The organism is Microcoleus sp. bin48.metabat.b7b8b9.023, assembly GCF_013299185.1.
Taxonomy (GTDB): Bacteria; Cyanobacteriota; Cyanobacteriia; order Cyanobacteriales; family Microcoleaceae; genus Microcoleus.
In genome coordinates, this window is the sequence record NZ_JAAFKG010000004.1 from 61,186 (window position 1) to 87,402 (window position 26,217).

At 48.5% G+C, this 26,217-nt stretch carries 19 protein-coding genes; 11 read left to right on the forward strand and 8 right to left on the reverse strand.

What is annotated here, in order from left to right; genetic code table 11:
* Positions 1 to 54 precede the first annotated feature (54 nt).
* The gene (locus tag QZW82_RS03680) at positions 55 to 651 is read right to left on the reverse strand and encodes a TetR/AcrR family transcriptional regulator (RefSeq protein ID WP_293144725.1); all 597 of its coding nucleotides are present in this window, start codon (positions 649 to 651) and stop codon (positions 55 to 57) included.
* A 158-nt stretch (positions 652 to 809) separates the two neighbouring features.
* Here QZW82_RS03680 and QZW82_RS03685 point away from each other — a divergent pair, with 158 nt between their 5' ends.
* Positions 810 to 2,411: an MFS transporter gene (locus QZW82_RS03685; protein ID WP_293144728.1), complete on the forward strand. Its 1,602-nt coding sequence runs from the start codon at positions 810 to 812 to the stop codon at positions 2,409 to 2,411.
* Positions 2,412 to 2,598: 187 nt separating this feature from the next.
* Positions 2,599 to 3,303: a rhomboid family intramembrane serine protease gene (locus QZW82_RS03690; RefSeq protein ID WP_293144731.1), complete on the forward strand. Its 705-nt coding sequence runs from the start codon at positions 2,599 to 2,601 to the stop codon at positions 3,301 to 3,303.
* A 174-nt stretch (positions 3,304 to 3,477) separates the two neighbouring features.
* Here QZW82_RS03690 and QZW82_RS03695 read toward each other — a convergent pair whose 3' ends face one another.
* The 3 genes from QZW82_RS03695 to QZW82_RS03705 form a co-directional block, all read right to left on the reverse strand.
* Positions 3,478 to 6,534: a calcium-binding protein gene (locus QZW82_RS03695; protein WP_293144734.1), complete on the reverse strand. Its 3,057-nt coding sequence runs from the start codon at positions 6,532 to 6,534 to the stop codon at positions 3,478 to 3,480.
* Positions 6,535 to 6,568: 34 nt separating this feature from the next.
* Positions 6,569 to 9,880, reverse strand: coding sequence for an Ig-like domain-containing protein (locus tag QZW82_RS03700; protein ID WP_293144737.1), 3,312 nt, complete (start codon positions 9,878 to 9,880; stop codon positions 6,569 to 6,571).
* 732 nt (positions 9,881 to 10,612) lie between these two features.
* Positions 10,613 to 12,829, reverse strand: coding sequence for a recombinase family protein (locus QZW82_RS03705; protein ID WP_293144740.1), 2,217 nt, complete (start codon positions 12,827 to 12,829; stop codon positions 10,613 to 10,615).
* Positions 12,830 to 12,881: 52 nt separating this feature from the next.
* On the opposite strand from QZW82_RS03705, the gene QZW82_RS03710 reads away from it, so the two are divergent.
* On the forward strand, positions 12,882 to 14,237 hold the full coding sequence (locus QZW82_RS03710; protein ID WP_293144744.1) for a proton extrusion protein PcxA: 1,356 nt from the start codon (positions 12,882 to 12,884) through the stop codon (positions 14,235 to 14,237).
* Positions 14,238 to 14,390: 153 nt separating this feature from the next.
* The gene (locus tag QZW82_RS03715) at positions 14,391 to 15,791 is read left to right on the forward strand and encodes a tyrosine-type recombinase/integrase (protein ID WP_293144747.1); all 1,401 of its coding nucleotides are present in this window, start codon (positions 14,391 to 14,393) and stop codon (positions 15,789 to 15,791) included.
* A 525-nt stretch (positions 15,792 to 16,316) separates the two neighbouring features.
* Here QZW82_RS03715 and rodA read toward each other — a convergent pair.
* From rodA to QZW82_RS03730, 3 genes are all read right to left on the reverse strand, one after another.
* Entirely contained in the window at positions 16,317 to 17,576 is a 1,260-nt protein-coding gene (rodA, locus tag QZW82_RS03720) for a rod shape-determining protein RodA (RefSeq protein ID WP_293144750.1), read from the reverse strand.
* A 635-nt stretch (positions 17,577 to 18,211) separates the two neighbouring features.
* A complete protein-coding gene (locus QZW82_RS03725; RefSeq protein WP_293144753.1) occupies positions 18,212 to 18,559 on the reverse strand; it encodes a VOC family protein in 348 nt (115 codons plus the stop codon).
* Positions 18,560 to 18,618: 59 nt separating this feature from the next.
* Entirely contained in the window at positions 18,619 to 21,036 is a 2,418-nt protein-coding gene (locus QZW82_RS03730; RefSeq protein WP_293144756.1) for a tetratricopeptide repeat protein, read from the reverse strand.
* 218 nt (positions 21,037 to 21,254) lie between these two features.
* Between QZW82_RS03730 and QZW82_RS03735 the strand changes: the two genes are divergently transcribed.
* The 7 genes from QZW82_RS03735 to QZW82_RS03765 all read left to right on the forward strand — a co-directional run bounded on the left by QZW82_RS03735 (position 21,255) and on the right by QZW82_RS03765 (position 24,401).
* The gene (locus QZW82_RS03735) at positions 21,255 to 21,437 is read left to right on the forward strand and encodes an NfeD family protein (RefSeq protein WP_293144759.1); all 183 of its coding nucleotides are present in this window, start codon (positions 21,255 to 21,257) and stop codon (positions 21,435 to 21,437) included.
* 135 nt (positions 21,438 to 21,572) lie between these two features.
* Positions 21,573 to 21,755, forward strand: coding sequence for an NfeD family protein (locus QZW82_RS03740; protein ID WP_293144766.1), 183 nt, complete (start codon positions 21,573 to 21,575; stop codon positions 21,753 to 21,755).
* 84 nt (positions 21,756 to 21,839) lie between these two features.
* A complete protein-coding gene (locus tag QZW82_RS03745; RefSeq protein ID WP_293144770.1) occupies positions 21,840 to 22,022 on the forward strand; it encodes an NfeD family protein in 183 nt (60 codons plus the stop codon).
* Positions 22,023 to 22,106: 84 nt separating this feature from the next.
* Positions 22,107 to 22,289, forward strand: a complete 183-nt coding sequence (locus tag QZW82_RS03750) for an NfeD family protein (protein WP_293144773.1) — start codon at positions 22,107 to 22,109, stop codon at positions 22,287 to 22,289.
* 280 nt (positions 22,290 to 22,569) lie between these two features.
* Complete coding sequence (locus QZW82_RS03755; RefSeq protein ID WP_293144776.1) at positions 22,570 to 22,965, forward strand: NfeD family protein; 396 nt, start codon at positions 22,570 to 22,572, stop codon at positions 22,963 to 22,965.
* Positions 22,966 to 23,065: 100 nt separating this feature from the next.
* The gene (locus tag QZW82_RS03760; RefSeq protein WP_293145178.1) at positions 23,066 to 23,317 is read left to right on the forward strand and encodes an NfeD family protein; all 252 of its coding nucleotides are present in this window, start codon (positions 23,066 to 23,068) and stop codon (positions 23,315 to 23,317) included.
* A gap of 310 nt (positions 23,318 to 23,627) precedes the next feature.
* The gene (locus QZW82_RS03765) at positions 23,628 to 24,401 is read left to right on the forward strand and encodes a polysaccharide deacetylase family protein (protein WP_293144779.1); all 774 of its coding nucleotides are present in this window, start codon (positions 23,628 to 23,630) and stop codon (positions 24,399 to 24,401) included.
* 175 nt (positions 24,402 to 24,576) lie between these two features.
* Here QZW82_RS03765 and QZW82_RS03770 read toward each other — a convergent pair whose 3' ends face one another.
* Positions 24,577 to 26,217 (reverse strand): thioredoxin-like domain-containing protein, encoded by a 1,641-nt coding sequence (locus QZW82_RS03770; protein ID WP_293144782.1) that lies wholly within the window; start codon positions 26,215 to 26,217, stop codon positions 24,577 to 24,579.

A 26,217-nucleotide genomic window follows, 5' to 3' on the forward strand; every position in this document is an offset into this window, starting at 1 on the left:
AACTTGCGGACAAGTTAAATTGAGACAAATCCAACTCGTCCGCCACTTTTTAAGCTACTTTAAAATCATCCCAAACATAAACTGAATATAGTTCTTCAAAGGAGCATCACTTTTGCTCACTTTCATTTGCAACAAAGCACCTTCCCAACTATTTAAACAAAACTCTGCCAAGTCTTGAGCCTTTTGGTTTTTGGAGATTTCACCCGCAGTTTGGGCAGCTTCAATGCACTCAGCAAACTGATCTCGCCAACGATCCGTAGCTTCTTGCAACCGCAGGCGAAAGCGATCGTTTTGATCGGCCATTTCTTGGCTGAGATTGCCAAACAAACAGCCTTCTCGGTATTGCAGAGTTTCAAATTCCTCTAACTTAAAAGTAAAGTAACGCTTCAGCCGATTCAGAGGAGTGAGACTGGTATCGCCTAAATACTGTTCGACAATGCGATCGTGCATTTGGGAATCGTATTCGATAATCGCCAAACCGAATTCTTCTTTGCTACTGAAGAAGTGATAGAAAGAACCTTTCGGAACCCCTACCGCTTGCAAAACTTCCTGAATTCCGGCGTGGTTGTATCCTTTTTCCACAATAATTCGTCGCCCTGCTTTAATCAGAGCAAGTTTTGTATCTTCTTTGATGGCAACTTTTCCACTCATAAACAATGTTACTAGACCAGTCGTCTCGCTCGACGTTTTGAGATTAGCCTAATTTGTGTGATTTTGTCAAGAAGGAGTATGTCACTCATGGTATTAAAAAAACAATAATTTCAGGTGATGTAAGATAAAGTTCGATCGCAAACCTTCCCTTCCCAAACATGAGTGTCACCGCAGCAAAACCCGCCTCAATGTGGAGTCCCCTCGCCCAGCCAGTATTTCGCGCCCTCTGGCTAGCATCCGCAGTTTCCAGTATCGGCACCTGGATGCACGACGTAGGGGCATCCTGGCTGATGACATCCCTCTCCCCCTCGCCGCTGCTAATCGCCATGATGCAAGCAGCATCCAGCTTGCCATTTTTTATGCTAGCGCTACCCGCAGGTGCGATCGCCGATGTAGTCGATCGACGCCGCCTGCTATTATTTACCCAAGGCTGGATGCTTGCCGCCGCCGCACTCCTAGGAATTCTCACCGTTACCAACCTCACAACTCCCTGGATACTCCTAGGATTAACCTTTGCCATCAGCATCGGCAGCGCCATAAATATGCCCGTTTGGCAAGCAATTACCCCCGAATTAGTTGCCAAAGAACAACTGCCGTCAGCCGTAACATTGACCGGAATTGTCATCAATTTATCGCGATCCGTAGGCCCCGCTTTAGCAGGAATTATCATCGCATCCGCCGGAACAGGCTTCGTATTTTTGCTGAATGCAGCTTCCTTTATCGGAGTCATTCTAGTCATTTATACGTGGCAGAGAAAGCCCCAAGAAACAGCTTTACCCGCAGAAAGATTTATCGGCGCAATGCAAGCCGGAATTCGCTACGTGCGTTATTCTCCGCCTTTTCAAATAGTGCTAATTCGCTCGGCAGCATACATTTTCTTTGCCAGCGCTTTGTTTGCCATGCTGCCACTTTTGGGCCGCCGAGAATTAGGTTTAGATGCTTTTAGATACGGCATAATTCTCGGTTTTTGGGGAATCGGAGGCTTAGCCGGAGCATTTATTTTGCCCAAAATCCGGCAGCGAATTTCCACTGATTTGTCGGTAGCCGCAGCATCAGCGGTGTTTGGCACAATGATGCTGGTATTGAGTTATGCGCGCAATTTCTATGCTGTGTGTGCGGCCATGCTGGTAGTAGGATTATCGTCTTTGACAGTGATGGTAAGTTTGAATGTAGCTGCTCAAACAGCCGTTCCTATATGGGTGCGGGCGAGAGCTTTAGCGACATATTTGTTAGTGTTTCAGGGAAGCATGACTTTAGGTAGTTTACTGTGGGGAACCATTGCCCAGCAAGCGGGAATTTCTGTTAGTTTACAGATTGCAGGAGTGGGGGCGATCGCGACTACAGCCCTCGCCACTCGCTACCGTCTCCGATGTGCAGAAAAAATGGATTTAACATCTTCCCTGCACTGGCAGCAACCAGCCCACTCTTTTGAACCATCTCCCAACGACGGCCCGGTATTAATTACTTTAGAATACTGCATCGATCCGGCCGATGCAAATAGTTTTAAACAAGTAATGCAGGCACTAAGTCGCACCAGGCGGCGCGACGGGGCGATTCAGTGGGGATTGTATCAAGATTTATCCTATCCCAGCCGCTTTGTAGAAACGATAATTGTCGAATCTTGGGCAGAGCACAAACGCCAATTCGAGCGAGTCACAAATGCCGATCGCGCGATCGAAGAAACCGCCCGTGCTTTTCACATCGGAGACACCCCCCCCAAAGTTTCCCAAATGATTTACGGCAATCCTGACAATAGATAAATTCTAGAGACAACAACTGACTAATAACTAATGACTGCTGACTAATCCTAATAAATTCTTCCTTCCGACTGACTAATAACTAATGACTGCTGACTAATCCTAATAAATTCTTCCTTCCGACAGAAGACTTTTGACCTGCAAATACGATATCGTGTTGCCAATATTTTGATGTCGAGGAAAAAAAACTGTGGTTCCCTTACGCGATGACAATCCCACCAGTATCACTCCCTACGTCACCTTCGGGCTGATTGCTGCCAACGTATTAGTATTTTTGTACGAACTCAGTTTGGGCGATCGCCAATTAACGCAATTTTTCTACTCTTGGGCGGTAGTTCCTTGCCAGTTAAGCAATATGTGTCGGGTGTCTCTGCCTGTTTCGCCATTTCCCGAATGGACGACGCTAATTAGCTCGCAATTCCTGCACGCAGGCTTTCTCCACATTGCCGGAAATATGTTATTTTTGTGGATTTTTGGTAACAACGTAGAAGACCGTTTAGGACACATAAAATATTTAATATTTTACCTTAGTTGCGGTGTTTTAGCCTCACTAACTCAGTGGTATTTTTCCTCAACATCGGCTATTCCATCCCTGGGCGCTAGCGGCGCGATCGCAGGTGTGATGGGTGCATACATTCTCAGATATCCCCAAGCCAAAGTTCTTACTTTACTACCTTTGGGCATTTTTATTACTACAGTCAGAGTTCCCGCTTTCTTGTTTCTAGGATTTTGGTTTGCACAGCAAGCATTGAGCGGTTTGGCTTCCTTGAATGCGCCTGCAAGTGTGGGCATGGAATCGGGGGGAGTTGCCTATTGGGCCCACGCAGGCGGCTTTGTTTTTGGTGCGATTCTCGGCCCTTTGTTGGGACTTTTTTCTGAGGAAAATCAGATTTAGATAAGACGGCGGTTGAAACCGCGTCTACACAAACAAAGTCCGCCTCCGCGGACTGAAGAAAATAACATAATTTCAACAGCCCGCTGTTCTGGTCTTCAACCCGCGGAGGCGGGTTTTGTTTGTATAGGCGCGGTTTCAACCGCCCAGTCTTCTGCGCTTTTTTGCGATCTATTCCTAGATAAACGTGAAGTCAAATCCTGAAAGAGAAGTAACTCCTGTTACACCATTTAACTTCGCCAAAATGCGAGAATCGTTGCCGGCGAGGTTGTTGCCATTGCCGTCATAAATGATGTATGTATTGCCGCCGGAATCGTAGGCAAACAAGAATGCACTTCCTCCTAGAATATTTGCAGAAACAGTTGTCTGCACGTTCAGTATAACTAGAGTGCCACTATTGAGATTTGGGAATCCGGGGGCAAAGTTAAACTGATCGGCGATCGGCACACCCAGACCGGTAAAGTCAGTAATCACATCGTATCCGCCTGCGGCGATCGCAGCATTGATGGCCGCCGAAGAAGCTGCATCAAAGGCTATGCCACCATCCGCAGGACTGGTATAGCGGAATTGATTGCTGCCGCCGCCGCCCGTTACGGTATCTGCACCCAGGCCGCCTACGAGCACGTCGTTATCCAAGCCGCCGTTTATCGTATCGTTGCCGCCTTGGCCGTCAACTGTATCTGCCCCTGCAAAACCGTTCAAATTGTCCGGCAAAGAGCCACCAACCAACCTGTTAGGCCCGCTATCCGCCGGCAAGATTGAAACGGCGATCGTACCTGTGCCCGGAATTGTCCCGAATCCGTCGCTGACGCTGTAGGTAAAAGTAGTTGTACCCGCTACGTTGCCGGGGATGAACTGCACCTGAGTTCCGAGATTCACAGCTATGCCCAGTTTTGGCGTGCCGACATTGATAATGCTGAGTGGCCCTTTTTGTGGGCTGGAATCGTTGGCGAGTACGTCGATGAACGTCGGTAGCAGATTATTCGTATTCGTAAATACGATGCCATCATCGCCAAGCACCGGCGGCAGGCTAGTCGGAAGGGTTGACGATGTATTGAAAGAGTTGATGTTAATCGCGACTGAGGCTGCTGCGGTGCCACCTTGATCGTCCGCTACGCTGTAGCTGAAGGAACCGGCTGACCCGATTACATCAGTTTTAGGTTGGAATTGCAGGCCGAGTAATTCCTGAACTGTTAATTTTTGGTTCAGGGCGATCGGAGTTGTACCGACAAGCACTTGACCGAAATTCGGATTGGGCACTCCGATTACTCCGATCGACAATGGCTGGCCCTCTGGATCCGTGGGCTGGGAAATGCTTAGAGACAGCGGCGAATTTTGCAAAGCTGTCAGCGTTTTACCAGTTTCGACGATCGGCAGTTCGTTAGGAGTTGGAGTGGTAAAACTCGGCGGAACTGGCCCCCCACCAAAAGGCGGAGGAGTTGGGGTTGTCGCAGTTGGAGTCGGGACTATAGAAGGACTCGGACTCGGAGTTGTCCCCGGTGATGGACTCGGACTCGGAATCTGTGTCGGCAATGTCCCCGGTGATGGAGTTGGACTCGGAGTTGTCCCCGGTGATGGAGTTGGACTCGGAGTTGGAGTCGTCGGAGTTGGAGTCGTCGGAGTTGGAGTCGTCGGAGTTGGAGTCGTCGGAGTCGGAGTCGTCGGAGTTGGAGTCGTCGGAGTCGGAGTCGTCGGAGTTGGAGTCGTCGGAGTCGGAGTCGTCGGAGTTGGAGTCGTCGGAGTTGGAGTCGGTGGCGGTGTCGTAACAGGTTTTGTCCCCGTTGAGGGTGTGGGAGAAGGACTTGTCCCCGTCGGTGTCGGAGAAGGACTTGTCCCCGTCGGTGTCGGAGAAGGACTTGTCCCCGTCGGTGTCGGAGAAGGACTTGTCCCCGTCGGCGTTGGAGAAGGACTTGTCCCCCTCGGTGTTGGAGAAACACTTGTTCCCTGAATAGTAAAGGGATTATCTTCTACGCGCGGTATTCGAGCCGTAGTGAACCTAGATTCATCTAGCGAACCAGGTCGCACATCAACCAACACCGCCAAAAATTCGCCAGTTTGCTTGTCCTGAATAATCGTGTTGCTAGAATTCGAGCCTTGACCCTGGAAGATGTTTAACTGTGTAAAGTTCAGACCTCCAGCCAAGCCGATCGAATCTCCTGCCTTAAAATCTCTGATTAAATCAGCATCACCGATCTCGCGGCCGCCAGTAGTCAGAAACCCGCTACTAGAAACCGACGTACCCACCCTACCGAGAACAAAGATATCCGAACCCTCGCCTCCTGTCAGAGTATCAGACCCGCGATCGCCCGTCAGAATATCATCCCCAGCATCTCCAGACAGAGCATCATTGCCATCTCCTCCAAATAGCAGGTCATCACCCTCGCCACCCTCACCAGTATCGTTACCAACACCGCCGCTGATGACATCCCCGCCGTCTGCGCCCAAAAGAATATCATTGCCCGCAGCGCCTATCAGGCAGTCATTGCCCGTGTCGCCAAAAACAGTGTCACTGCCCTTGTCGCCAAAAATCAGATCGTCTTCGGCACCTCCGCGCAGACAGTCATTGCCTTTACCGCCATACAGCGTATCGTTGCCTTCAGAGCCCAAGACAACATCGTTCCCCTGGTCGCCAAAAACAGTATCGTTGCCCTGGTCGCCAGAAACCAAGTCATCGCCTTTGCCGCCCCGCACGCTGTCATTACTGCGCCCGCCTTCAACGATATCTTTACCAGCGCCACCATTGAGATAATCGTTACCGTCTTCGCCCCTGATGATATCGTCCCCGTCCCGACCCAGAACCGTGTCGTCCCCGTCGCGCGCGGAAATCGTGTCGTTGAACAAGCTGCCGATTAAATAGTTATTCCCGTCATTGGCGACAACTACACCATCGACAAACAGCGGCTGTGGGGGAGGCGTGGGTACAGTCGGAGTTGGTCGAGGCACCGGTACGATCGAAATCCCCGGGCCTGTCCCCATCGTTGTCGGGGAAGTCCCCGTTGTTGTACTTGGAGAAGTCCCCGTCGTTGTGGTTGGAGAAGTCCCCGTCCCACTCATTATCGGAGAAGTTCCCGTTCCCGTCGTGGTTGGAGAAGTCCCCGTCGTTGTACTTGGAGAAGTCCCCGTTCCCGTCGTACTTGGAGAAGTCCCCGTCCCCGACGACGGCGTAGGAGAAGTCCCCGGCGACGGCGTAGGAGTGGTCTCCGGTATGATAATTACTGGTACTGCACTGGGCATTTTTCGGACTCCTTGCGACGCTACTCAAAAACGATTAGATAAACTTAAAGTCAGAGGCAGTAATGACGGTGCTAAGAGCTCCCGGCACTGTAGGAATAGAATTCAACACTGCCAAATCGAAAGCTGGAAGACTGTCGTCTGCCACATTCGGGTCAAAGCCGAGAACATACTGGTTAAAAGTATTGTTCAGGTACACGAAGAAAGCTCCTGTTTTGCTCGAACCGTTTTGATTCTTCAACACTGCATTGATTGCTTGAGCGTTGTCAAATTTAGATTCAAACAAAATCACTTCTTGCTTGCTGATGTTGTCGCCGCCACTGCCGATATTCCTGACGATAAAACTGGTGAAATCGTTAGTAGTTCCCGAGTTGGTTAAACCTGCGAAATTTGACGACCTGAACAAGAATCTGTCGGTGCCGGTGCCGTTAGCATTAAAGTCAGTAATGATATCTACACCTTCACTCGGAGTTTCGTAGTAGAAGAAATCATTACCAGCATCGCCGGTGAGCAAGTCAGAACCGTTCCCGCCGCCCAAAATATCATTGCCCGCACCGCCGGAAAGCGAGTCATTGTCATCGCCACCCAATACCAAGTCGTTGCCGAAGGCGCCGCTGAGACAGTCGCTACCGGCGCCGCCGTCTACAGTGTCGTCGCCCGCTTCGCCCAACAGGGAGTCGCCGCCGCCCTCGCCTAATATGTAGTCGTTGCCCGCACCTCCGAGTCCGGTGTCGCTGCCTTCTCCACCTAAAATGGTGTCTTCGCTATCGCCGCCGGAGATCGAATCGTTATTGATACCGCCATCGAGCAAGTCTCTGCCGATGCTGCCGTCGAGGATGTCGTCGCCGGCACCGCCCTCGATCGAGTCGTCGCCAATTCCACCGAATAATGTATCGGTGCCGGAGCCTCCCAGTATCGAGTCCTCGCCGGCTTCTCCCAATATCGAATCATTCCCAGCGCCGCCGTCAATGGTGTCGCCGTTGTCACCGCCCGAGATGATGTCATTGTCATTGCCGCCGAACATCAGGTCGTTGCCCAGTCCGCCGGTTAGCGAATCTATGCCATCTTCGCCATTGACAGTGTCGTTACCCAGTCCGCCGTCGAGGTTGTCGTTGCCGATCGAGCCCAGCAGCGAGTCATTGCCTGCATCACCGAATGCAAAGTCGTCGCCGCCCCTGCCGTCGATGATGTCGTCCCCGGCACCGCCTGAGATGGTATCGTTGCCTGCCCCGCCGATGATGTAGTCGCTGAGGTTGCTGCCTGTAAAGCTGCTGGCAGGAAGTGCGGTGCGATCGACAATATTATCTACCACCGTAATGCTGAACGATGCCGGCCCGATCTTTGAAGACCCGTCGGAGGCTGTAAAGGTGAAACTGTCGCTGCCACCTCCTGCTAGCAAGTTGTATTTGACGATGTTGTTGTTGACATCGTCTTGGGTAAATTTGCCGCCCACGTTGAGAAATGTGGTGCCCCTTTGCACAAAACCTCTGGTAGCGTCGGGGGCTTTAGTAATCGTGTAAACAATTTCCGATGGAGGGTTGTCGGGATCTGTCACCAACAAATCGGCGGCGGTGATTGTCTGAGTCGGAGCACTTTTGGCAACTACCACACCGTCGTTAATAACTAGCTGTGGAGGGTTGCTGACGTTGATAGTTACTGTCGCTTGAGCCGTGCCGCGGTTGCCGTCTGAGATCGAGTAGCTGAAGCTGTCAGAACCAGAGAAGCCAGCATTGGGGGTGTATTTGAAGTCGCCACCGCCCAAGGGAGTCAGAGTTCCTTTGGCTGTTGGGGTAAAAGTCGTAACCGTCAAAGGGTTCTTGTCTGCATCGGTATCGTTCAACAGAACGTTGAAACTCAGAGTTTGACCTGAAACCGTAGTGAAGTTGTCGTTAACTGCGACTGGAAGCTGATTGACAGGTGTCGGACTCGGACTTCCTGTCGGCGTCGGACTTGCTGTTGGTGTCGGGCTTCCTGTCGGCGTCGGCGTTGGACTCGGACTTGCCGTCGGCGTGGGGAAGATTGGCCTCGGACTCGGCGTCGGAGTGTCTGTGGGAGTCGGAGTGTCTGTGGGTGTGGGAGTCGGCGTCGGACTCGGAGTTGGTGTGGGAGTCGGACTTGCCGTCGGTGTGGGAGTCGGCGTCGGACTCGGAGTCGGCGTGGGAGCCGGCAGTGGGGTGGCGCTACCTGGAACTACGGGGGCAATTACAAATGAGCTGCGTCCCAGGGTTCTGCTGTCTACTCCGGGCAATACTGCTAAAAAGTCGCCGCTGACGCCGTTGCGAATAATGGTGCTGCCGGCTTTGCTGTCGGTGCTTTGGAAGATTACCAAATCTTCAAACTTGAGGTCGCCGCTCAGCCCGATCGCATCTTCACCTTGGCGAAAGTCTGTGAAAATATCAGCATCGGCGATATCCGGGCCGCCTGTGGTGAGAAATGCTGGGTTAGTGCCGTTGCTGCTGCTGCCACCGGGGGTACTGAAGGTACCGATCACGAAGACATCTCTGCCTTCGCCTCCTGCTACTATGTCTTTGCCTGCTTCGCCCCAAAGAATATCGTTGCCAGCACCACCGTCCACGATATCGTCCCCAGCACCGCCGAACACGATATCGTCGCCGTCACCTGCAAAAATTGTGTCCGCGCCGCCATTGCCGTAGAGCCAGTCGCCTCCTTCGTTGCCAAATAGCAAGTCTTCGCCTTCGCCACCGAAGAGCGAGTCATTACCTTGATCGCCCCAGAGAACGTCATCGCCGCGATCGCCCAAAAAGCTGTCGTCGCCCAACCCACCGCGCAAGCTGTCGGTGCCTTTGCCGCCGTAGGCTGTATCTTTGCCTTCACCTCCAATTACCGTATCGTTGCCGTCATTGCCGTACAACAAATCGGGGTTATTTCCCCCGTCGAGGGAATCGCCCCCTTTGCCTCCGTACAAGGTATCGAGTCCTGAACCGCCGTCGAGCACGTCGTTGCCGGGGCCGCCAAACAATACGTCCTCATCATCGTTACCAAATAGTAAATCGTCGCCGGCCGATCCTTGCAGGTTGTCATTGCCTTGCAGCCCGGAAATCACGTCGGGGCCGGGACTCCCAACTAACGAGTCGTTGGTTTCTGTTCCCCGAAGTACGCCCCCAATGATTGAGGGTACGGTACCTTTTCCTCCGCCCAATGTGTCGTCTATGCCGCCAAATGTGTCGTCAGAGGGAGTTGGCGTCCGGGTTGGTGTCGGCGACGTTGGCGTTGGCGTCGTTGGCGTTGGCGTCGTTGGCGTTGGCGTCGTTGGTGTTGGCGTCGTTGGCGTTGGCGTCGTTGGCGTTGGCGTTGGCTCAACTATAATAATTGGTACTGCACTGGGCATTATTTTGGCTCCTTATCAACAACGATCCCGATTAACTTTAAGAACTGATTAGTATCAGCTTGTTGCCACAAATCTGGCTTAAAATTGATTAATAATCTCGCTCATTTCTAGCATACTAAATCAAAATTGCAAGGGCTATAGATATTTTTTAACTCTGATATATTTCGAGCTAAAAATATTAATGATTGCACGTTTTGATACCTGTTTTGGGTACACTTTTATCTCCCCCAATTTCCCTCGAATCTAGAAGTCAGGCTGCGAGTAAAGCCCGAGTATCTATCCAGAGGTAGAAAAAATGAAAATCTTGGCATTCATAATTTTCTTTCCTCCTGCTTGTTGCCCAATGGCTTAGGGTGACTGTTGACCGAAGGACGAGCCCGCCGGGCCCCTGGATGCGAGACACGGGGATAAGTCGGCGGCGGTTTCAACCGCCTAAGCGTATTTGTGATAAAATGGAGCAGTAAGTAAGAATAACCATCTACGTGTTGAGACATCCTAGTTCTGAGAAATCCAGGCAACGGACATATCCGACTTCGCTTCGGAACAGTTAAAGGGCAAATAATGGCAGGTTGTTGAGCGTACCGTATCTTTGGCATTAGTGATGGACTCCGAAAGCATAAAAAAGCTAAAAGTATACGCAAAGCTTGGATTTATTTAAGCTGAGCGGGTAGAGGCGCCTTGATTTCCACGAGTGAAAGTTCGTATCAGGACTCTTCAAGAATCCCCGTCCCTTTAGGGCTGGGGAGTATCAAAAGAAACAGAGCTGTTAATGAGAGGCAGAAGCGGCCCGGTTTGCTCTTGGCCGTTGACGGCTAGTTCGCTGTGGCAAAGGTAAAGCACAGAACAACGACTTAACAAATCTACCAGAATTCGCCGCAGTCGCTGTTGGTCGGCGGCCGTTTCGTCTTCGGTTCCCCAGGGACGCCCCAATTGCGATCGCACAAATAAGGGTGCACCAAACAAAGTCGCCGCACCGCCGCTCAGCCACAGGGGCGAACCGGCATCCAGCCAAAAGTGCCATTTGTGGGCGCGGCGGCTGCTGCGGTACTGGAAGATGTTGGCGAGGGTGACGGCTTGGGCTTCTGGGCCTTGGGAACGGACTGGAAACGGGTTGGCGGTGACGGTTCCTTGGCGCAACAACTGGATGAACCGGGCGATTGTTTCTGAGTCGCCCCCGTTTGTGGGTTCTACACGCTGCATTCGCGCGTGTATTTCCCAGTAGTGGGCGGCGGTTTCCATTAACTCTCGGAGGGCTGCTAGCCGATCGAACGGCAGATATCTGTCGTTGATGAGAAATTTCTGGATCGCTCGATCGATCAGCGCAATGGGACTGGGTAACAGCCGCTCCTGTTGTTGCGATCGCTGTTGTTCGATCCACTCTACAATTTGCTCGTAGGCCAAAGCTGCTCTGTGTCCCACTCTGTCCCACCGGGGAAAGGCTGTAATTTCCAGCAGTTGAGGTCGATCGAGATCGGGACAAAAACAGTGATCGGCAATTAAACCTGCTCTCACTTGGTCGATCGATTTGAGATTTTGGATTTGAGATTTTAGATGGAAATTGGGGTTATCTTCTGCTGTTTCCGGCAATTCCCTGTGTTTCTGGCTGCCTAAAATTACTAGCATTTCGGCTACGGCGTCTCGATCGACTAAACGGCCTAGTCCAGGATAAACTAACGCTAGCAAAGTCAGCAAAGCTCGAATCTCTGGCGTAGTCGATAGGGGACGCTGATCGTTGAGCGATTCGGCTGCGATACCATCTCGGGCGAGAATTTCGGTTAAACTGTAACGGGCGATCGCATCCATCCCAGGAGCAACTACGGCGATTTCCTGCGCTTCGACAGCTTTTGACTTCACCGCATCCACGATAATTTCGGCGGTTTCTCGCAGCAGTTGCGCCCGGGAAGTGGTTTCGAGCGATCGAACCGAGCCTGGTAAACTCAAGCCTAAAGGATAAAAACCGTCAGAATTTACTGCCAAACTTACGGCCAAATCCCCAATCTCTGAGGATAAACCGGCTTGTGCGTCCAAATTTTCCACCAAGCCGCAGCGGCTTTCGAGTTGGGCGAGGTATTCCGTGTCAGCCCCCAAACCCAAACGCACTCCTCCATCCGGATTGTAGGAAAAGGCCCCCGCTGCGCCAGTGTCGAGCATTCGATCGAACAAATGACGGCTGATGGCTGGATAATCGTCAACATCATCGGCGATGACAGCTTGATATCTAGAAGCCAACTGCTGCTGGTAAGTGACATTTGGCAACAAATAGCGCCAGTAGAGTTCGCAGACAATCCCGTAAGTCAGCAGCCCCCGCGTCAAGCACCATTCCCGCCACCTTTCGAGCAACTCTCCCATGCTAGTCCACAGGCTATTCGAGCCGTCACCAGCGGCAAATCCCTGTTGGAGAATGTGGGGAATTTCTTCTCTGGGCGTACCGCTGACAGCAGCAAGTTGTAATAAGTCTAGAGTTCGACGCACCATGCGATTTGGACTTACCCCTGTTTGTTGCAAAATCCCTTCGTCTAACTCGCGACGCCAGAGTCTGGCTGCAAGTTCCAATTCTGTTTCAGGTTGCAGCCGCAGGGGAAATTGAGCCTTCAAATCCAGCGACTGCAAAAGCAGCGGCCAAAATAGCAATACTTCCTGCTCAAAAAAACCGAATGGTGTTGTGGAGTGAAAGGCATATTTTCCTTCGGTAGCTATGGCGATGCGATCGGCCAATTCCAACCGGTTGTCCCCGTTAGCTGCTAATACTAAAATTGCTGGGGCTGTTTGTCCTGCCCGCCACCGCCCGGAACGCCCGCGGCTTGAAACGTTTGCGGGCAAGGGCTTGACAGTTTTGCTCCACACGCAAAACTGCTCGACTAAGCGAGCTGTTTTGCCACTGCGAGCGCCTCCTACAATCCAAATAGAATCTGCGGAAACGGTTCCTAATTTATCTAAATTTGTTACCATACCATGAATACTTTAATCACTAATATCTGCTACTAACTAATGGACTCCAGCTATGAATACTTCTCTGTGGAACAGGTTTGTAAAATATCTCTACAGCGCTAACCAGTGGTATAGAGAAACGCCTGAAAGGGCACTAGAACAAGCCTATGATGCTGCGCTAGCAATTAAGGCGATCGAAGATGAGCATTTTGGCGGCCAAGGCATCTCCGAGCGATCGGGAGATTACGGACACAGCACCCTGTCTTACTTTAAATCCGAACTGAAAAAATACCTCAAGGTCATCCAAACGAGAATGGTTGAGTTTAATGCTAGCCGTTCTTTTTTGGAATTGCCCGATCGCGTGGGGGCAAAACCGCAGGCGGGTAACAGCGCCCAGCGCCACCAACAAGGATTAGGTTTAGAGAATAAAGATCGATCGTCCCTGGTATTCGAGAAGCTAGAGTTTATTGATGGAGTCATTGACAAGTATATTAATAATAGTAAATCAACTGCCATTGTCCCACTTGTCAGTTCGGTAAACGTGCAGGTGAAATCTACAAGCAGTTCTCAACCTAACGCCAATCAAGGATTAGCTAATGGCAATCAAACTCATGGGGAGGTTGACACTAGCTCTGAAGAGGTAAATTTATTACCCCGATCGCTTTTGGGAACTTTGAATCGAATTACTAAAGAGTTAGATCCGGAAGCGGAAAAAGAGGTAGTTAGAAATTTCCGAAATTCTAAAGTAAAAACAGTCATTTCTCTGAGATTTGTTTTGCTTTTGATTTTAGTTCCGCTGTTAACAAATCAAATTTCCAAGAACTTTATAGTGGGGCCAGTAATTGACCACTTTCGAGTCAAGCAGAATGCTCCATTATTCATAAATGTTGACCTAGAAGAAGAAGCCTTAAAAGAACTAGAGCGATTTGAAAATCATCTAAAATTTGACACTTTAATTGGCATAGCACCGTCACTTTCTCCAGAGGAAAAAGAAAAGAAGGTTGCCGAGAAAGCAGTTGAGCTAGCTGAGGAATACCGCAAAGAAAGCGGTGGAGCAATTAAAAATATTTTTGCCGATTTGATTTCCGTGATTGCCTTTGCCGCGATTCTCGTCACAAACAAGAAAGAGATTGAAGTTTTAAAATCTTTCATGGATGACGTAGTTTATGGACTCAGCGACAGTGCGAAGGCTTTTGTAATTATTTTGTTTACCGATGTGTTTGTGGGATTCCACTCGCCGCACGGTTGGGAAGTAATTCTCGAAGGTTTGTCGAGGCATTTGGGACTCCCAGAAAATAGGCAGTTTATCTTTCTGTTTATTGCGACGTTTCCCGTGATCTTGGATACGGTATTTAAGTATTGGATATTCCGTTATTTAAACCGGAGTTCGCCTTCGGCGGTTGCTACTTACAAGAACATGAACGAGTAATCTGCAAACCATTCTATACTCATTACACACAGGCGCCTAAGTTAGGCGCCTAGCTAGTAAACAGAGATAATCTAGACCAAATCTAGAAAATCTATAGAAACCACAGAACCTTTACAGACCAATAGTTACAATCATTTCAAAGGGAGAAACACCGTGTACGCCAAAAATAAAGCACAGGCTGCTTGTGACGTAAAAGTTACGATCGACAGAGGTAGCATCCGCCTTTCATTTCCCAAGAGGCACACACCCCTGTGGGAACTAATGGACGGTAAATCACGCAAGGGCAAGCCAAAGTACCTCTACCTAGGTAAGGCAGGCTTCTCAGCGTCTGATCCGACCGACGTTAGGCGTGCCGAGTTGATAGCCGCTCAGATGGAGGATGACTTAGATCATCCTGAGTGGGAAAAGTTGTTCGATCGCACGCTTGAAAAGTACGGCTTGGCGGGCTTGCTAGGTGGCAAATATGCCAAATTAGCTGACGTACTTCAGTTGCCAGGCGTGGTACAAGCGCAACCCGAAATTACTGTGGGGACAATGTGGGAAGCCTATTTAGAATGGAAGAGAACTGTCATTGAAGAAACGACGTTCAAGGTTACATATGAAAAGCATTTCTCCAACGCCATTAAGAGCTTGTTGTATTTATCGCTAGATAATGCTCAGCAAATTAAAACAATGGTTGCAGAAATAAGTGTTTCTAAAAAAAGTCAGTTGTTGAATGAACTTAGTCGCGCTTTTGACTTCTGTAAATCAAAAGGCACATTAGTCAATCCAACAACTGAGAACCCTTTTGTACTAGATAAGTACAATACGCCTACTATAACCACCCAACAAAAGTATGCCAGCAGAATTGTTAACGGGGAGGAAAAAGAATGGCATGAAATACGGGATGAAAAAACGCTAGAAGATGACAGACGCGCTTTTACCAAGGATGAACGTGACATCATTATCAAGGCTTTTTACGAATCGAGACGCGTCAATCGACGGGCGTTAGCGCCATTAATTGAATTTTATTTTCTTACAGGATGTCGAACGGGAGAAGCCTTGGCACTCACTTGGAATGATGTTGATTTAGATCGCGGAATAATCCGATTCAGTAAATCGTTGGGTATCTCAACGAAAAAAGTGAAAGAAACAAAAACGGGTGAAACAAGATTGTTTTATTTCAGCAACAAATCTCGGTTAAAAAATTTACTTTCTGGGATAAAAGCAACATCGAAATTTGGCTTAGTTTTTGCGAATACTGAAGGTAATCATATGCTACAGGCAATTATAGGCAACGTATGGCGGGGGAGTCATAGCTCTAAGATGGTTGATGGCACAAAGGTAAACCACTTCTACCCTGGTATAGTCACTCGGTTAGCTGAACAAGGTTTAATCAGCAAATATCTACCTCAGTATCACACCCGCCACACGTATATCACGCTCACAGCGCACGCCAATGCTCATAACAACAATGCCTTGCTTCACATAGCTACCGCTTGCGGTAACAGTGTTGACGTAATACTCAGGCACTACCTGGGCGTAAGCGAATCAGTTGAATTAACAGAGGTCTAACCTCTTACCCCCTCTCCTTATCACGTACCTCCCTTACTAAGGGATGTATTTTTTTTGCCAATTTTCGATCGCGATTTCAGACAAAAAAATACTCTTGCCACCACAACAAGAGTATTTACCAACAGATACATCAACCGGATAATTAATTACTGAAGCGATCCGCTACCGCTTAGTTCCGTAGTCATCTTGTCTAGCAATTGTTGCATCTCTACAAGAATATGAACGAGTAATCTGCTGATATTTCAACAATTGACAGTTACCTAGGCGTAGGGTGCGTCGCCACGAATAATTCTCGCCCTCAACCAGGCTGAGGGCGAGCGACGCACCCTACAATTTATAACTGAAGTCCTCCTCAGAGACGTAGGGTGCGTCGCTACGAATAATTCTCGCCCTCAACCGGGCGGCCAGCAAGCGACGCACCCTACAATTTATAACTGAGAACCGCTATATCAGGACTGAAGTCCTCACTACAAACCTGTTATTCTGTTTGTAGTGAGGACTTCAGTCCTCAAAAAATATCATGTGCTAATTCCAACGCTTCTTGCGCTGTCGCTGGTTCGCTACCGCCTCTACCAATCCCAATCCGAGAAAATTACTCAGCAGCGAGGCATTTCCGTAACTCAGGAAAGGTAGTGGAATCCCTGTAACCGGGGCTAAGCCGATGTTCATCCCAATATTTACGAATACCTGAAAAATTAACATTGACAGTACGCCGATCGCCAGCAAGGAACCAAAATTGTCGTTTGCAGTTTGTGCGATCGTCACCAAGCGGAAACAAATGATCCAGAACACCAACAGCACTGCAATGCAGCCAATAAAGCCCAATTCTTCGCCGATCGCTGAAAAGATAAAGTCCGTATGCTGTTCGGGAATAAAGTTAAGCTGAGTTTGGGTTCCGTGAAACAAACCTCTGCCTTTGAGTTCCCCAGCCCCGATCGCAATCCGAGATTGAATCAAGTGATATCCACTACCTAAAGGGTCTTTCTCGGGGTTCAAAAACCCTGTCAGGCGCATTTTTTGATAATCCTTGAGCACGCCCCAAAATACGTGTCCGACGTGTCCCGACACCACATTCACTAGCACAGCACCGAAAGTCCCCAGCCAAGGCCAAGGTAGGCTTCGCCAAGCGATAATACCCGCAACGACTACCCAGGCTATCCAAATCGGTGTGGACACGTTATTGAGGAGAACTGAGAATAGAGGAGAGAACAGCAATATCAGCCAACCGGGATTAACATTACCCCAGTAAAACATCCCCATTGTGATCGCGCCAAACACCAGCGAAGTACCTAAATTTGGTTCAGCAAAGATCAATCCCCAGGGCAGGGCCATAATCGCCAGCATTCTCAACATATCGCGCACTGTAGGGACAGTCTTGTCGTGGAGGAGAGCCGCTAAGGTGATAATCATCCCTATTTTGGCAAATTCTGAGGGTTGCAGGTAGAAGCCGCCGATATTGATCCACCGCTGGGCACCGAGCCCTGTAGTACCAATAAACCGCACTGCGATCAGCGACAAATTAATAATTACGTAAATCTGCCATTTCCAGTCCATCAGTATTTGGTAGCGACAGCGGGAAATGATGATGGCGAGGAACAAACCGACTCCGCCAGTTGCCCAGTGCCGCCACCAGTCGATCGATCCCTGGTTGATTTCGACGCTGCGGATCATGATTCCGCCGAAGATGGTGAGGCTGATGCAAGCGGCAAACAGCCAAGGATCTGCTTCTTCCCACGGTTTGAAGATCGATGTCCAGCGGTTTCTGACTTGTATTCTTTGAAACATGAGGATTTTAGATTTTAGATTTTAGATTTTAGATTATCGAGCCGATTTTCGGAAGTTGTGGGTATATTTTGGATTCTGAGCCTGCACCGCACTTTAGAAGCATTGGTGTCAATATGTTACTTTATTCTGCCAGTTGTACGGAGGTTCCGGGCAGTCTCCCACGGGATCGCAGTGTCTGCGGCCATCATTCTATGGCTTACGGGCTCCTGCACCAAGAAACCGGGCTTTTCCGTCTGATTGAGGGTTGACATTTCGTGTATTAGTGGCGAAAAGTCGGTTGCTGTCCGCAATTTATACCATTTTCACAAAAGATTGTTAGATAATAGTTGTGCTTGTTTATAAAACCATTGCGATATGGTGCGTCGCTGGTAAATTGTCGATATAGCGGTTCTCACAAAGATGAGGTACGTTGTTGGGCTTCAGCCCTATACGTTTAAGGGGTTATCGAGCTGTCAGTTATACCTCATCTTTTTGAGAAAGGCTATACCTCGCACGATCGACAAAATTTGATATTCCTGGACGTACAAGTAGTCATAAATCTGGGTTTTTTACTAAAATCCTTGGTTATGGTCACAAATTAGATAAAAAACCCGGTTTATCTGCTTCTAATACGTCCAGAAGTTGACTAATCGACCTCAGACAGGTTCGTAAAGGTACTCAAAACCGTTACCGTCGGGGTCTCTGCCGTAAAAAGACGCTGTACCGTCGCGGTGTTCGTGAATCTGGGTGACGGAAACACCTTCAGTTTTGAGTTGTTCGTAGGCGGATTCCATTTCGGTGCGATCGTCAAATACAAACCCAAAATGCGGCCCTGCTTGGTCGTAAGTCGGACTCAACAGCGCCAGTCCATCATCTCCTGCTTTTAAATAAGCCCAGTCTGCATCTTTCCAGACTAACTCCATTCCCAATTTGCTGTAGAACTCAGCAGCTTTCTCTATGTCTTGCACGCAGACGGCTACGTGTCCCAATCGTTTTAGTTTCATGTCTAGAAATTTTATTGTTGTGCTTTACTTTATTGTATCTTTTTTCCTTTGTTTCTCAGTTAATTAGGGATTTTTTCGGGATTTTTGGTAGCGGCAAACTGTACTTTTTCTACTTGTTTGCTGGCGTCCATTTCGCTGAACAGTTGAATGGCGCGATCGAAATTTTCTTGGGCTTTCTCGATGTTACCGAGTTTTTGTTCTGTCAGTGCGAGTTGATAGCAAGCTTCGGCTCGGTCTAATTTAGCGCTGGGCAGATCGAGTATTTCTATTGCTTCTGCATGGTGCTGCATGGCTTGGTCAAATTCTCCTCGTTCTCGGTACAGGGCAGCTATACCGCTAAGAGCTTTGGCTTTGACGGTGCTGTACTGGTTTTCGTCTGCCTGGGCGATCGCCTGACTGTACAAGCTCAAAGCTTTTTCTGGATCTCCGAGGTTTTTGTAAGTGCTGGCTAGAAACACTAACTTGTATCCCGTACCCACTAACTGACTCTCTTCGCGATCGGCATATAGTTTGTCGGCGAGTTCCTTGGCAGCTTTTTTGACTCCCACACAGGAGTTGAGAAAAGCTAACCCGACCTCGATCGAATAACTGTTAATCCCGATAATCCCGATTTCCTCCCGCGAATTTTTCATCTTGGCAAATATCTCCAGAGCTGGTTCTAATTCCAGCATTTCTATTTTGCAAAACCCTATATTGATTGCAGCGTTAAGTTTCCAAAATTCTAGATTAGCTTTTTGGCCGTTTTCCGGTTCGCTATTTTTTGCTATATTTTGCAGACATTTAGTTGCTTTTCTTTCGGATATTTGGTGACATTCTATGGCTTGATTGATATCGCCCAATATTCTGTAAGAAACGCCTAAAATACTGTAAAGACCGCTCAAATAATAGTCAGAAGTCACATTGTTGACGATGCGAGTAGTTGCTGAAATTATTGGCTGCAAGAAACCTAGTTTATAGAGCGCTCGTCCGAGCTTGTAGTCTTTGGCAAACTGGATATTGATTTTTTTGAGGATGACGCTAGCGGCCTGCTCGAAACAGCTAATTGCCACGTAATGATAGTAAGCTTCAAAAGCTTTCAGCGCATCTTCTACTGTTTCAATAATCTCGACGCTATCCGTCCAAAACTCGGCTGCTTTGCGGTTGGCGGTGTCCCAGTCTGCGGGCGAAAGCCGATCGACTGCTTCTTCTCTAATTGCTGGATGCACCCAGTATTCGCCTTTTTGGGACTCGACTAGCGATCGGTGCAACAGCGATTTAATGATTTGTCTGCGCCCAGCTTCGGGTACGTCCCAAAGCAGGCACAAAAGTCCGTCACTAGGGACTGTCGGCACGTCTTGATAGCGGTAACAGCCCAAGCGGCAGAGGAGTTGATAGGCTTCGGGATCTAATTCTTGCAGGCGGTTGAATTGACTGGTAACTAGATTTTTTAAGTCGGTTTCCACCAACGGATCGTCGCTATTTTCCAGCCAGTAGGCTGCCATATCTCCGTCAAAATCTTCTCGGATTGTGCCCCAAAGAATGCCCATGGCTTTGGCATTACCGCCGTAAACTTTGTGCATTTCCCCGAGTGCGACAGGATCTATTTTGATGTTGCGATCGCTAAAATACTGCTGCCAAGTTTCCACATCCAATCCCGGAAGCAGGTAGTGTTCGACGGTTACGTCAGAATCGCAAAGTCGATCGCGACTGGTAATCAGCGTTACCGACTGCACCGCCGCGTCAGCCAAAACTCGCAACAGTTCGACGTACAGCCGGTGCGGTTCAATAAACTTGCCTTGTCCGTCGAGGGCGGCTTCCAAGTTGTCAATCAAGACGCCGACTTTGAGAGTCTGAAGTTGCCGCTTCAGCCGCCCGAGGGTGACACCAAAGTCTGGCCCTGGTTCTTCTTGGAAGTCTTGCTTTAACCATTCTTCGATCGCACTCTCTAAGGCTGTGAGGTTTTCTGTCTCTTTTGCCATCAGCAGTTCAATGACGCGATCGAACCCTTGAGATTTCAGGTACTGTCTGGCTAAAGTCGTTTTGCCCATACCGCCGGCACTTTGGATCACAATCACTTTAGCGCCTTGGGCGACCAAAGTATTCAGATCCTCGATCGCCTGAGACCTACCCAAAAAGTTGGGATTTTCGATTTCCAACTCCGAATCTAGCCCCAGAGACGATCGCGGCGGAACAATTTGTCCCGACTGGGGTTCTAGTAAAGTGCTGCGCCAATATCGATCTATTACCGCTTGCAGGTTATCTCTTTTAACTTTTTCGCCTTCTCCAAACAAAGCTGAAAGGCGCTTCCACAAATTAGAAGCAGCATCCTTAACAGTCCCTACTCCATATCCTTCACTCTCTGCAACCTGTTGGTACGTCCTGCCTTGCACCCCCATCCATGCTTCGCGAAAGATCGCGCTGTCAAGGTTGTCAAGAGTTTTCAGGTTTCGAGCCACAAGTAACGAGTTAGTAAAATCCAGTGCTTGATCCGCTTCCATTGAGTCACCAGGTTTAGCGTTACTTACCTATATGAAACAACTCTAACAGACTTTTTCCGACTCGCTTACACGCTCAAACAGCCGACTTATAAGGACTTTTGCCGACTGACACAGCCGAGGTTGACCTGCCAGACTGTTGAGTGTGGAGGGGAAGTTGACCGACAAGCTTCTGACATCCGCAGCAATCAAGTCGAACATACATTCAGGAGCCAGCAGCTATGTCTATTAACACTGATGAAAAGGCGATCGTCGATGAAGCAATTCGCCCTCAAGAGTCCGGGCGGGTGCGCTTTCAAAGCACTTGGTGGCCTGCAAAATGCGATCGAGACATAACTTTTCACCCCGGCGATGTGGTTCGAGTTGTGGGAATTGACAACATTACCCTGATTGTCACAGCCTAGCTTTGACAGTTCACAGTTAACAGTTGACAGTTGACCGCAAGAGGGCGACCTCTACCTGGAAATTGGTAACGAGTCGAGCAATCAGTTTTTCGCATCTCAAAATTCAGCCAAACTTATAATCAGGAGCCAGCAATCATGACTTTTGACAATTCCGAAAAAGCGATCGTCGATGAAGCAATTCGCCCTCAAGAGTCCGGCCGCGTGCGCTTCCAAAACAGTTGGTGGCCTGCAAAATGCGAGCAAGAGATGACTTTTCAACCAGGTGACGTGGTTCGCGTCATCGGAATTGACAACATTACTCTGATTGTGGCAGCCTAGCTATCGATCGAGCCAACGAATCGAGTCCTACAAGTTTTTACCTCTCAAGAATCCGACGAATCTGCACTCAGGAGTCCTAAAGTTATGAGTCTCAACCATTTGAAAAAAGCGGTCGTAGAAGAAGAAATCCGTCCAGGTCAATCCGGTCGCGTCCGTTTTCAAAGCACTTGGTGGCCTGCGAAGTGCGATCGAGACGTAACTTTGAAACCCGGTGAAGTGGTTCGTGTCCTGGCACTTGAGAACATGACTCTGATAGTTGAAGCGTAGTTGGAAATTAAGGATTTACCGAGTCTGGTTATAAGTTTATCGCCTTTGAAGGTTACAAAGAATTTGAAATTGGGAGCCAAAAATATGACTGTCAGCGATTTGGAAAGAGCGATCGTAGAAGAAGAAATTCGACCCGACCAATGCGGTCGCGTGCGCTTCCAGAGCAGTTGGTGGCCGGCGAAGTGCGATCTACAAATAACTTTGAAACCCGGTGCTGTGGTTCGAGTCCTGAGACTTGACAACATTACTCTAGTAGTTGAAGCTTAGTTCGGAAAAACTCTGAGGTGGGGAGTAGTCAGTCGATTTTAGATTTTAGATTTTAGATTTTAGATTTACACTCTCATTAAATCTGAGAGCTTGAAAGTCAGTCTAAAATCAGGATCTGCCAGACTCAAGTTGAGGATTTGTATCGGTTTGTAGAAGGCAGAATTTAAGTTCCCGCTTGCAATTGTTGGGATAAGAAATCTGACCATTTAATCGAACTGAAAAAGCGCGAGCTTTTTGCATCCAAAAGTCAAACACAACCTATCTTCAGGAGCCATCCGCCATGTCTACTAACTATGTCGAAGAAGCAAGCTTTATTGAAGAAGAAGGAATCTTAGCCTTCGCTGATGAGGAAAAAGTGGACAGTGTTAATCAAGCAAAATCAGCCGTCTCCGGTGCGGAAAAGTCCAGCACCGATGTAGCAGAAGAGACGGCGGCCGGTGAGGAAAAACCCGCTGTCGGCGATGCAGAAACAGTCCATACTCATCTAGCGCCAAAAGATATCGCCCCAGACCAAAAAGCGATCGTCGAAGAAGAAATTCGTCCGGGAGAATCTGGTCGCGTGCGCTTTCAAAGCAGTTGGTGGCCTGCAACATCTGACCAAGAAATTACTTTTAAACCCGGAGAAGCGGTTCGAGTCATCGCCATTGACAATGTGACTCTGATTGTGGAAGGGTAATTGCAAAGCATCTGTCTGTGGGGAGTCATACCATTTTCGATTTTCGATTTGAGATTGGGAGATTTGCGGATTTGGGGATTGATGAATGCTTAATTAATTGGTGAACACCTCAGAAACTGTTCGCATTCAAAACAATTCCAACCCATTTTTAGGAGCAGCAATCATGTTTTTTGACTATGTTGAAGAAGCAATCGTTGCAGAAGAAATTCGACCGGGTGAATGTGGCCGCGTCCGCTTTCAATGTAGTTGGTGGCCCGCTAAGTGCGATAAAGGCATAACTTTTAAACCCGGGGAGCTGGTTTATGTGGTAGGAATTGACAAGATTACTTTATTGGTGGAGGGTATAGCTTGAAATGCGGGAATTTGCGATCGCGCTGCCGCCTAGGCGGATCTCTCTTCAAATCTCTTCAAAAGCGCGATCGTACTTTTGACCCGTATTCTCTTCCATCTTCTAGCGTTGAACCTCAACAACAGGTATATGTCGGCACTATTGCCGGCATTTTTTTGCAGAGTTGACAATGCCGATCTTATGCAGTCCAAGACGCAACTGTCACATTAAATAAAGGTACGTTGTTGCGCTTGGGCGCTCTTTGATATATAAAGATCGCCCAAGCGCAGCTACGTACTTATTTTTTGCAGAGTTGAGGAGGGCGATCGATCTTATGGCATCAGCCATAAATTGTGGTAATCTGACATCAATCCACTTTCATGCTCGATCGAGCTTTCATCCAGCTATGCGGATCGGTAAAAATTTACAAAAGTTTCTGCTGTTCACAATAGCATTGTTTTTTGCAGCATCGCTACTGATTAACGTTACTAAATTCCACAATTATTTTGGCATCAACCGCGCCGACACTCAAGAGAAAGTGGTGGCGCTTACCTACGACGACGGCCCCTATCCTCCCTATACAAATCAACTTTTAGATATCTTAGACCGCTATCGAGTTAAAGCAACTTTTTTTGAAATCGGCCGCAATATTGAGAAACATCCAGAAATTGTAAAAATGATTGTGGCGAGGGGCGATGAGTTGGCAAACCATTCCTACTCGCACAAAGATATGATGTTTAAACCCCGGGAATATTTGCTGTCTGAGATTGAAAAAACGGACAAACTTTTACAGGAATTGGGCGTTAAGCAAGAGAGTATTACTTTTCGGCCACCTTGGGGGCGGAGATTTGTAGGTTTGTCTTATTTGGTTTCCCAAATGCACAAAAAATTGATTATGTGGGATGTGGATTCTCAAGATTATGAGAAAACACACACGGCTGAGGATATCGCAAATCAGGTGATCGACAATGTGCGATCGGGTTCGATTGTGGTGATGCACGATGGCGGGGGCGATCGCTCGAAAACCGTATTAGCAACTGAGATAATTGTCAAGTCTTTGCAGTCAAAAGGTTATCAATTTAAAACTGTTTCTGAGTTGTTGAAATAATTAGACCTCTTGCAAAATAATTTTATGCTACGAGCTAGGGTTTGGCTTAAGTGGAGCAGATTGCAGGTTAGATCGGCACTTGACAATTATGAGTTAGCTCTCAGGTCTAAAACTCAAAACCTTTAATTGTAACTCGTGATTTTTTTTGCAAGAGGTCTATTATCAACATTTCGGATCAATCAGGGAGACAAACATCCGGCGCACACAAACTCTGAAAATCCAAAGTTGTGACCTCCAAAGTATCCAACTCAATTCGCCGAATCACGTGATTGTTCGTATCAGCAACAAACAAATGAGACCCGATCGCGCTCAAGCCTGAAGGTTCAAAAAATCGAGCCTTGAGACCTTTAGCATCTACCAAACCCGCCGTACCATCTCCAATCATCGTCATGCAAGTACCGCCCCGGTGGTCGATTCGCTTAATTTTGTGATTGTAAGTATCAGCAACCCAGAGGTAATTTTGAGCGTATTCAACACCCAAACAGTGCTGCAACCTCACCTCCTCACCGCGACCATCTTTATCCCCAAAACCAAACAATTCACCGCTACCGCAGACAGTGCGTACCTTCGGGTCTTCATCGATACCGACGGCGCGGATCGAACTAATTTCGCTGTCAGCGACAAACAACTCCGATCGATCCGTAGACAGGCCGCTGGGCTGAGAAAAAGCAGATTCCGCCAGACTACCGTCAACACAGGATTCTCGACCAATACCCGCATAAGTGGCGATCGTACCAGTATCTAACTGCATCTCCCAAATTTGGTGCGAACCCGCCATGGCGATAAAAAGTCGATCGCCAACTCTTTCTAAATCCCAAGGCGAATTCAATGCCGTTTCTAAAGCCTTGCCGCTGCGAGGTGCAATTTCGTGACTTTGTTCGCCAGTACCAGCAACAGTTTCCACCCGTTGAGTCGTAAAGTCGATCGTTCTGATAGCGTGATTTTCCGTATCAGCAACATAGAGAATTTGAGTTTCTGCATCAAAAGCCATACCTTGAGGGGCAAAAAACTCAGCTTCTTCAAAGTTGCCATCAGTCAAACCCGGTTTCCCAGTACCAATGACGTGCAGCACCTCACCTTCAGTAGTGCTGACAACAATTCGATTGTGTCCCGAATCGGCAACAAACAAGCAAGAACCGACCAAGTTTTGTATAACTGAATTAGCAGGCCCCGGCAGTACAGTTTCATCTACAGATTCATTGTCCTCAGTCATTTCGCCCAACAGCGCCTCATGTTGGTGAAGCTGTTTTGCCTCCGTTGGCGCGATCGCAAATGCCAGCACTTTACCAGGAAAAGCCAGGGGAGTTGATACAGGTTTGCGCTGTTTTTCTAAACTGAAGCGAAGTTCCCTAAAGTCGATCGCATTTTTATCTTTGTATTCAGCAATTAACTTACCAACTAACTGGTCAAGTGCTTCTCTATTGCCTTCGCCAGAAACAAAGCCGACGACATAACTTTCTGGATCGATCACCATTAAAGTCGGCCAAGCGCGAACGGCGTAGCTTTGCCAAACTTTCATGCCGCTGTCTACGATTACGGGATGTTCGATATCGTAGCGGAGGATAGCTTGGCGGATATTTTCTACATCTTTTTCGTTTTCAAATTTAGCCGAGTGAACGCCGATCACCGTCAGGGAATCTTTATATTTTTGTTCCAGGTATTTTAAGTCTGGGAGGACGTGCAGACAGTTGATGCAGCAGTACGTCCAGAAGTCGAGAATGACGACGCGCCCTTTTAAGGATTCAATGGATAAAGGTTTTTCGGTGTTCAGCCAGGGGTACTTTACGGGGAATTCTGGTGCTCTGACGCGAGGCAT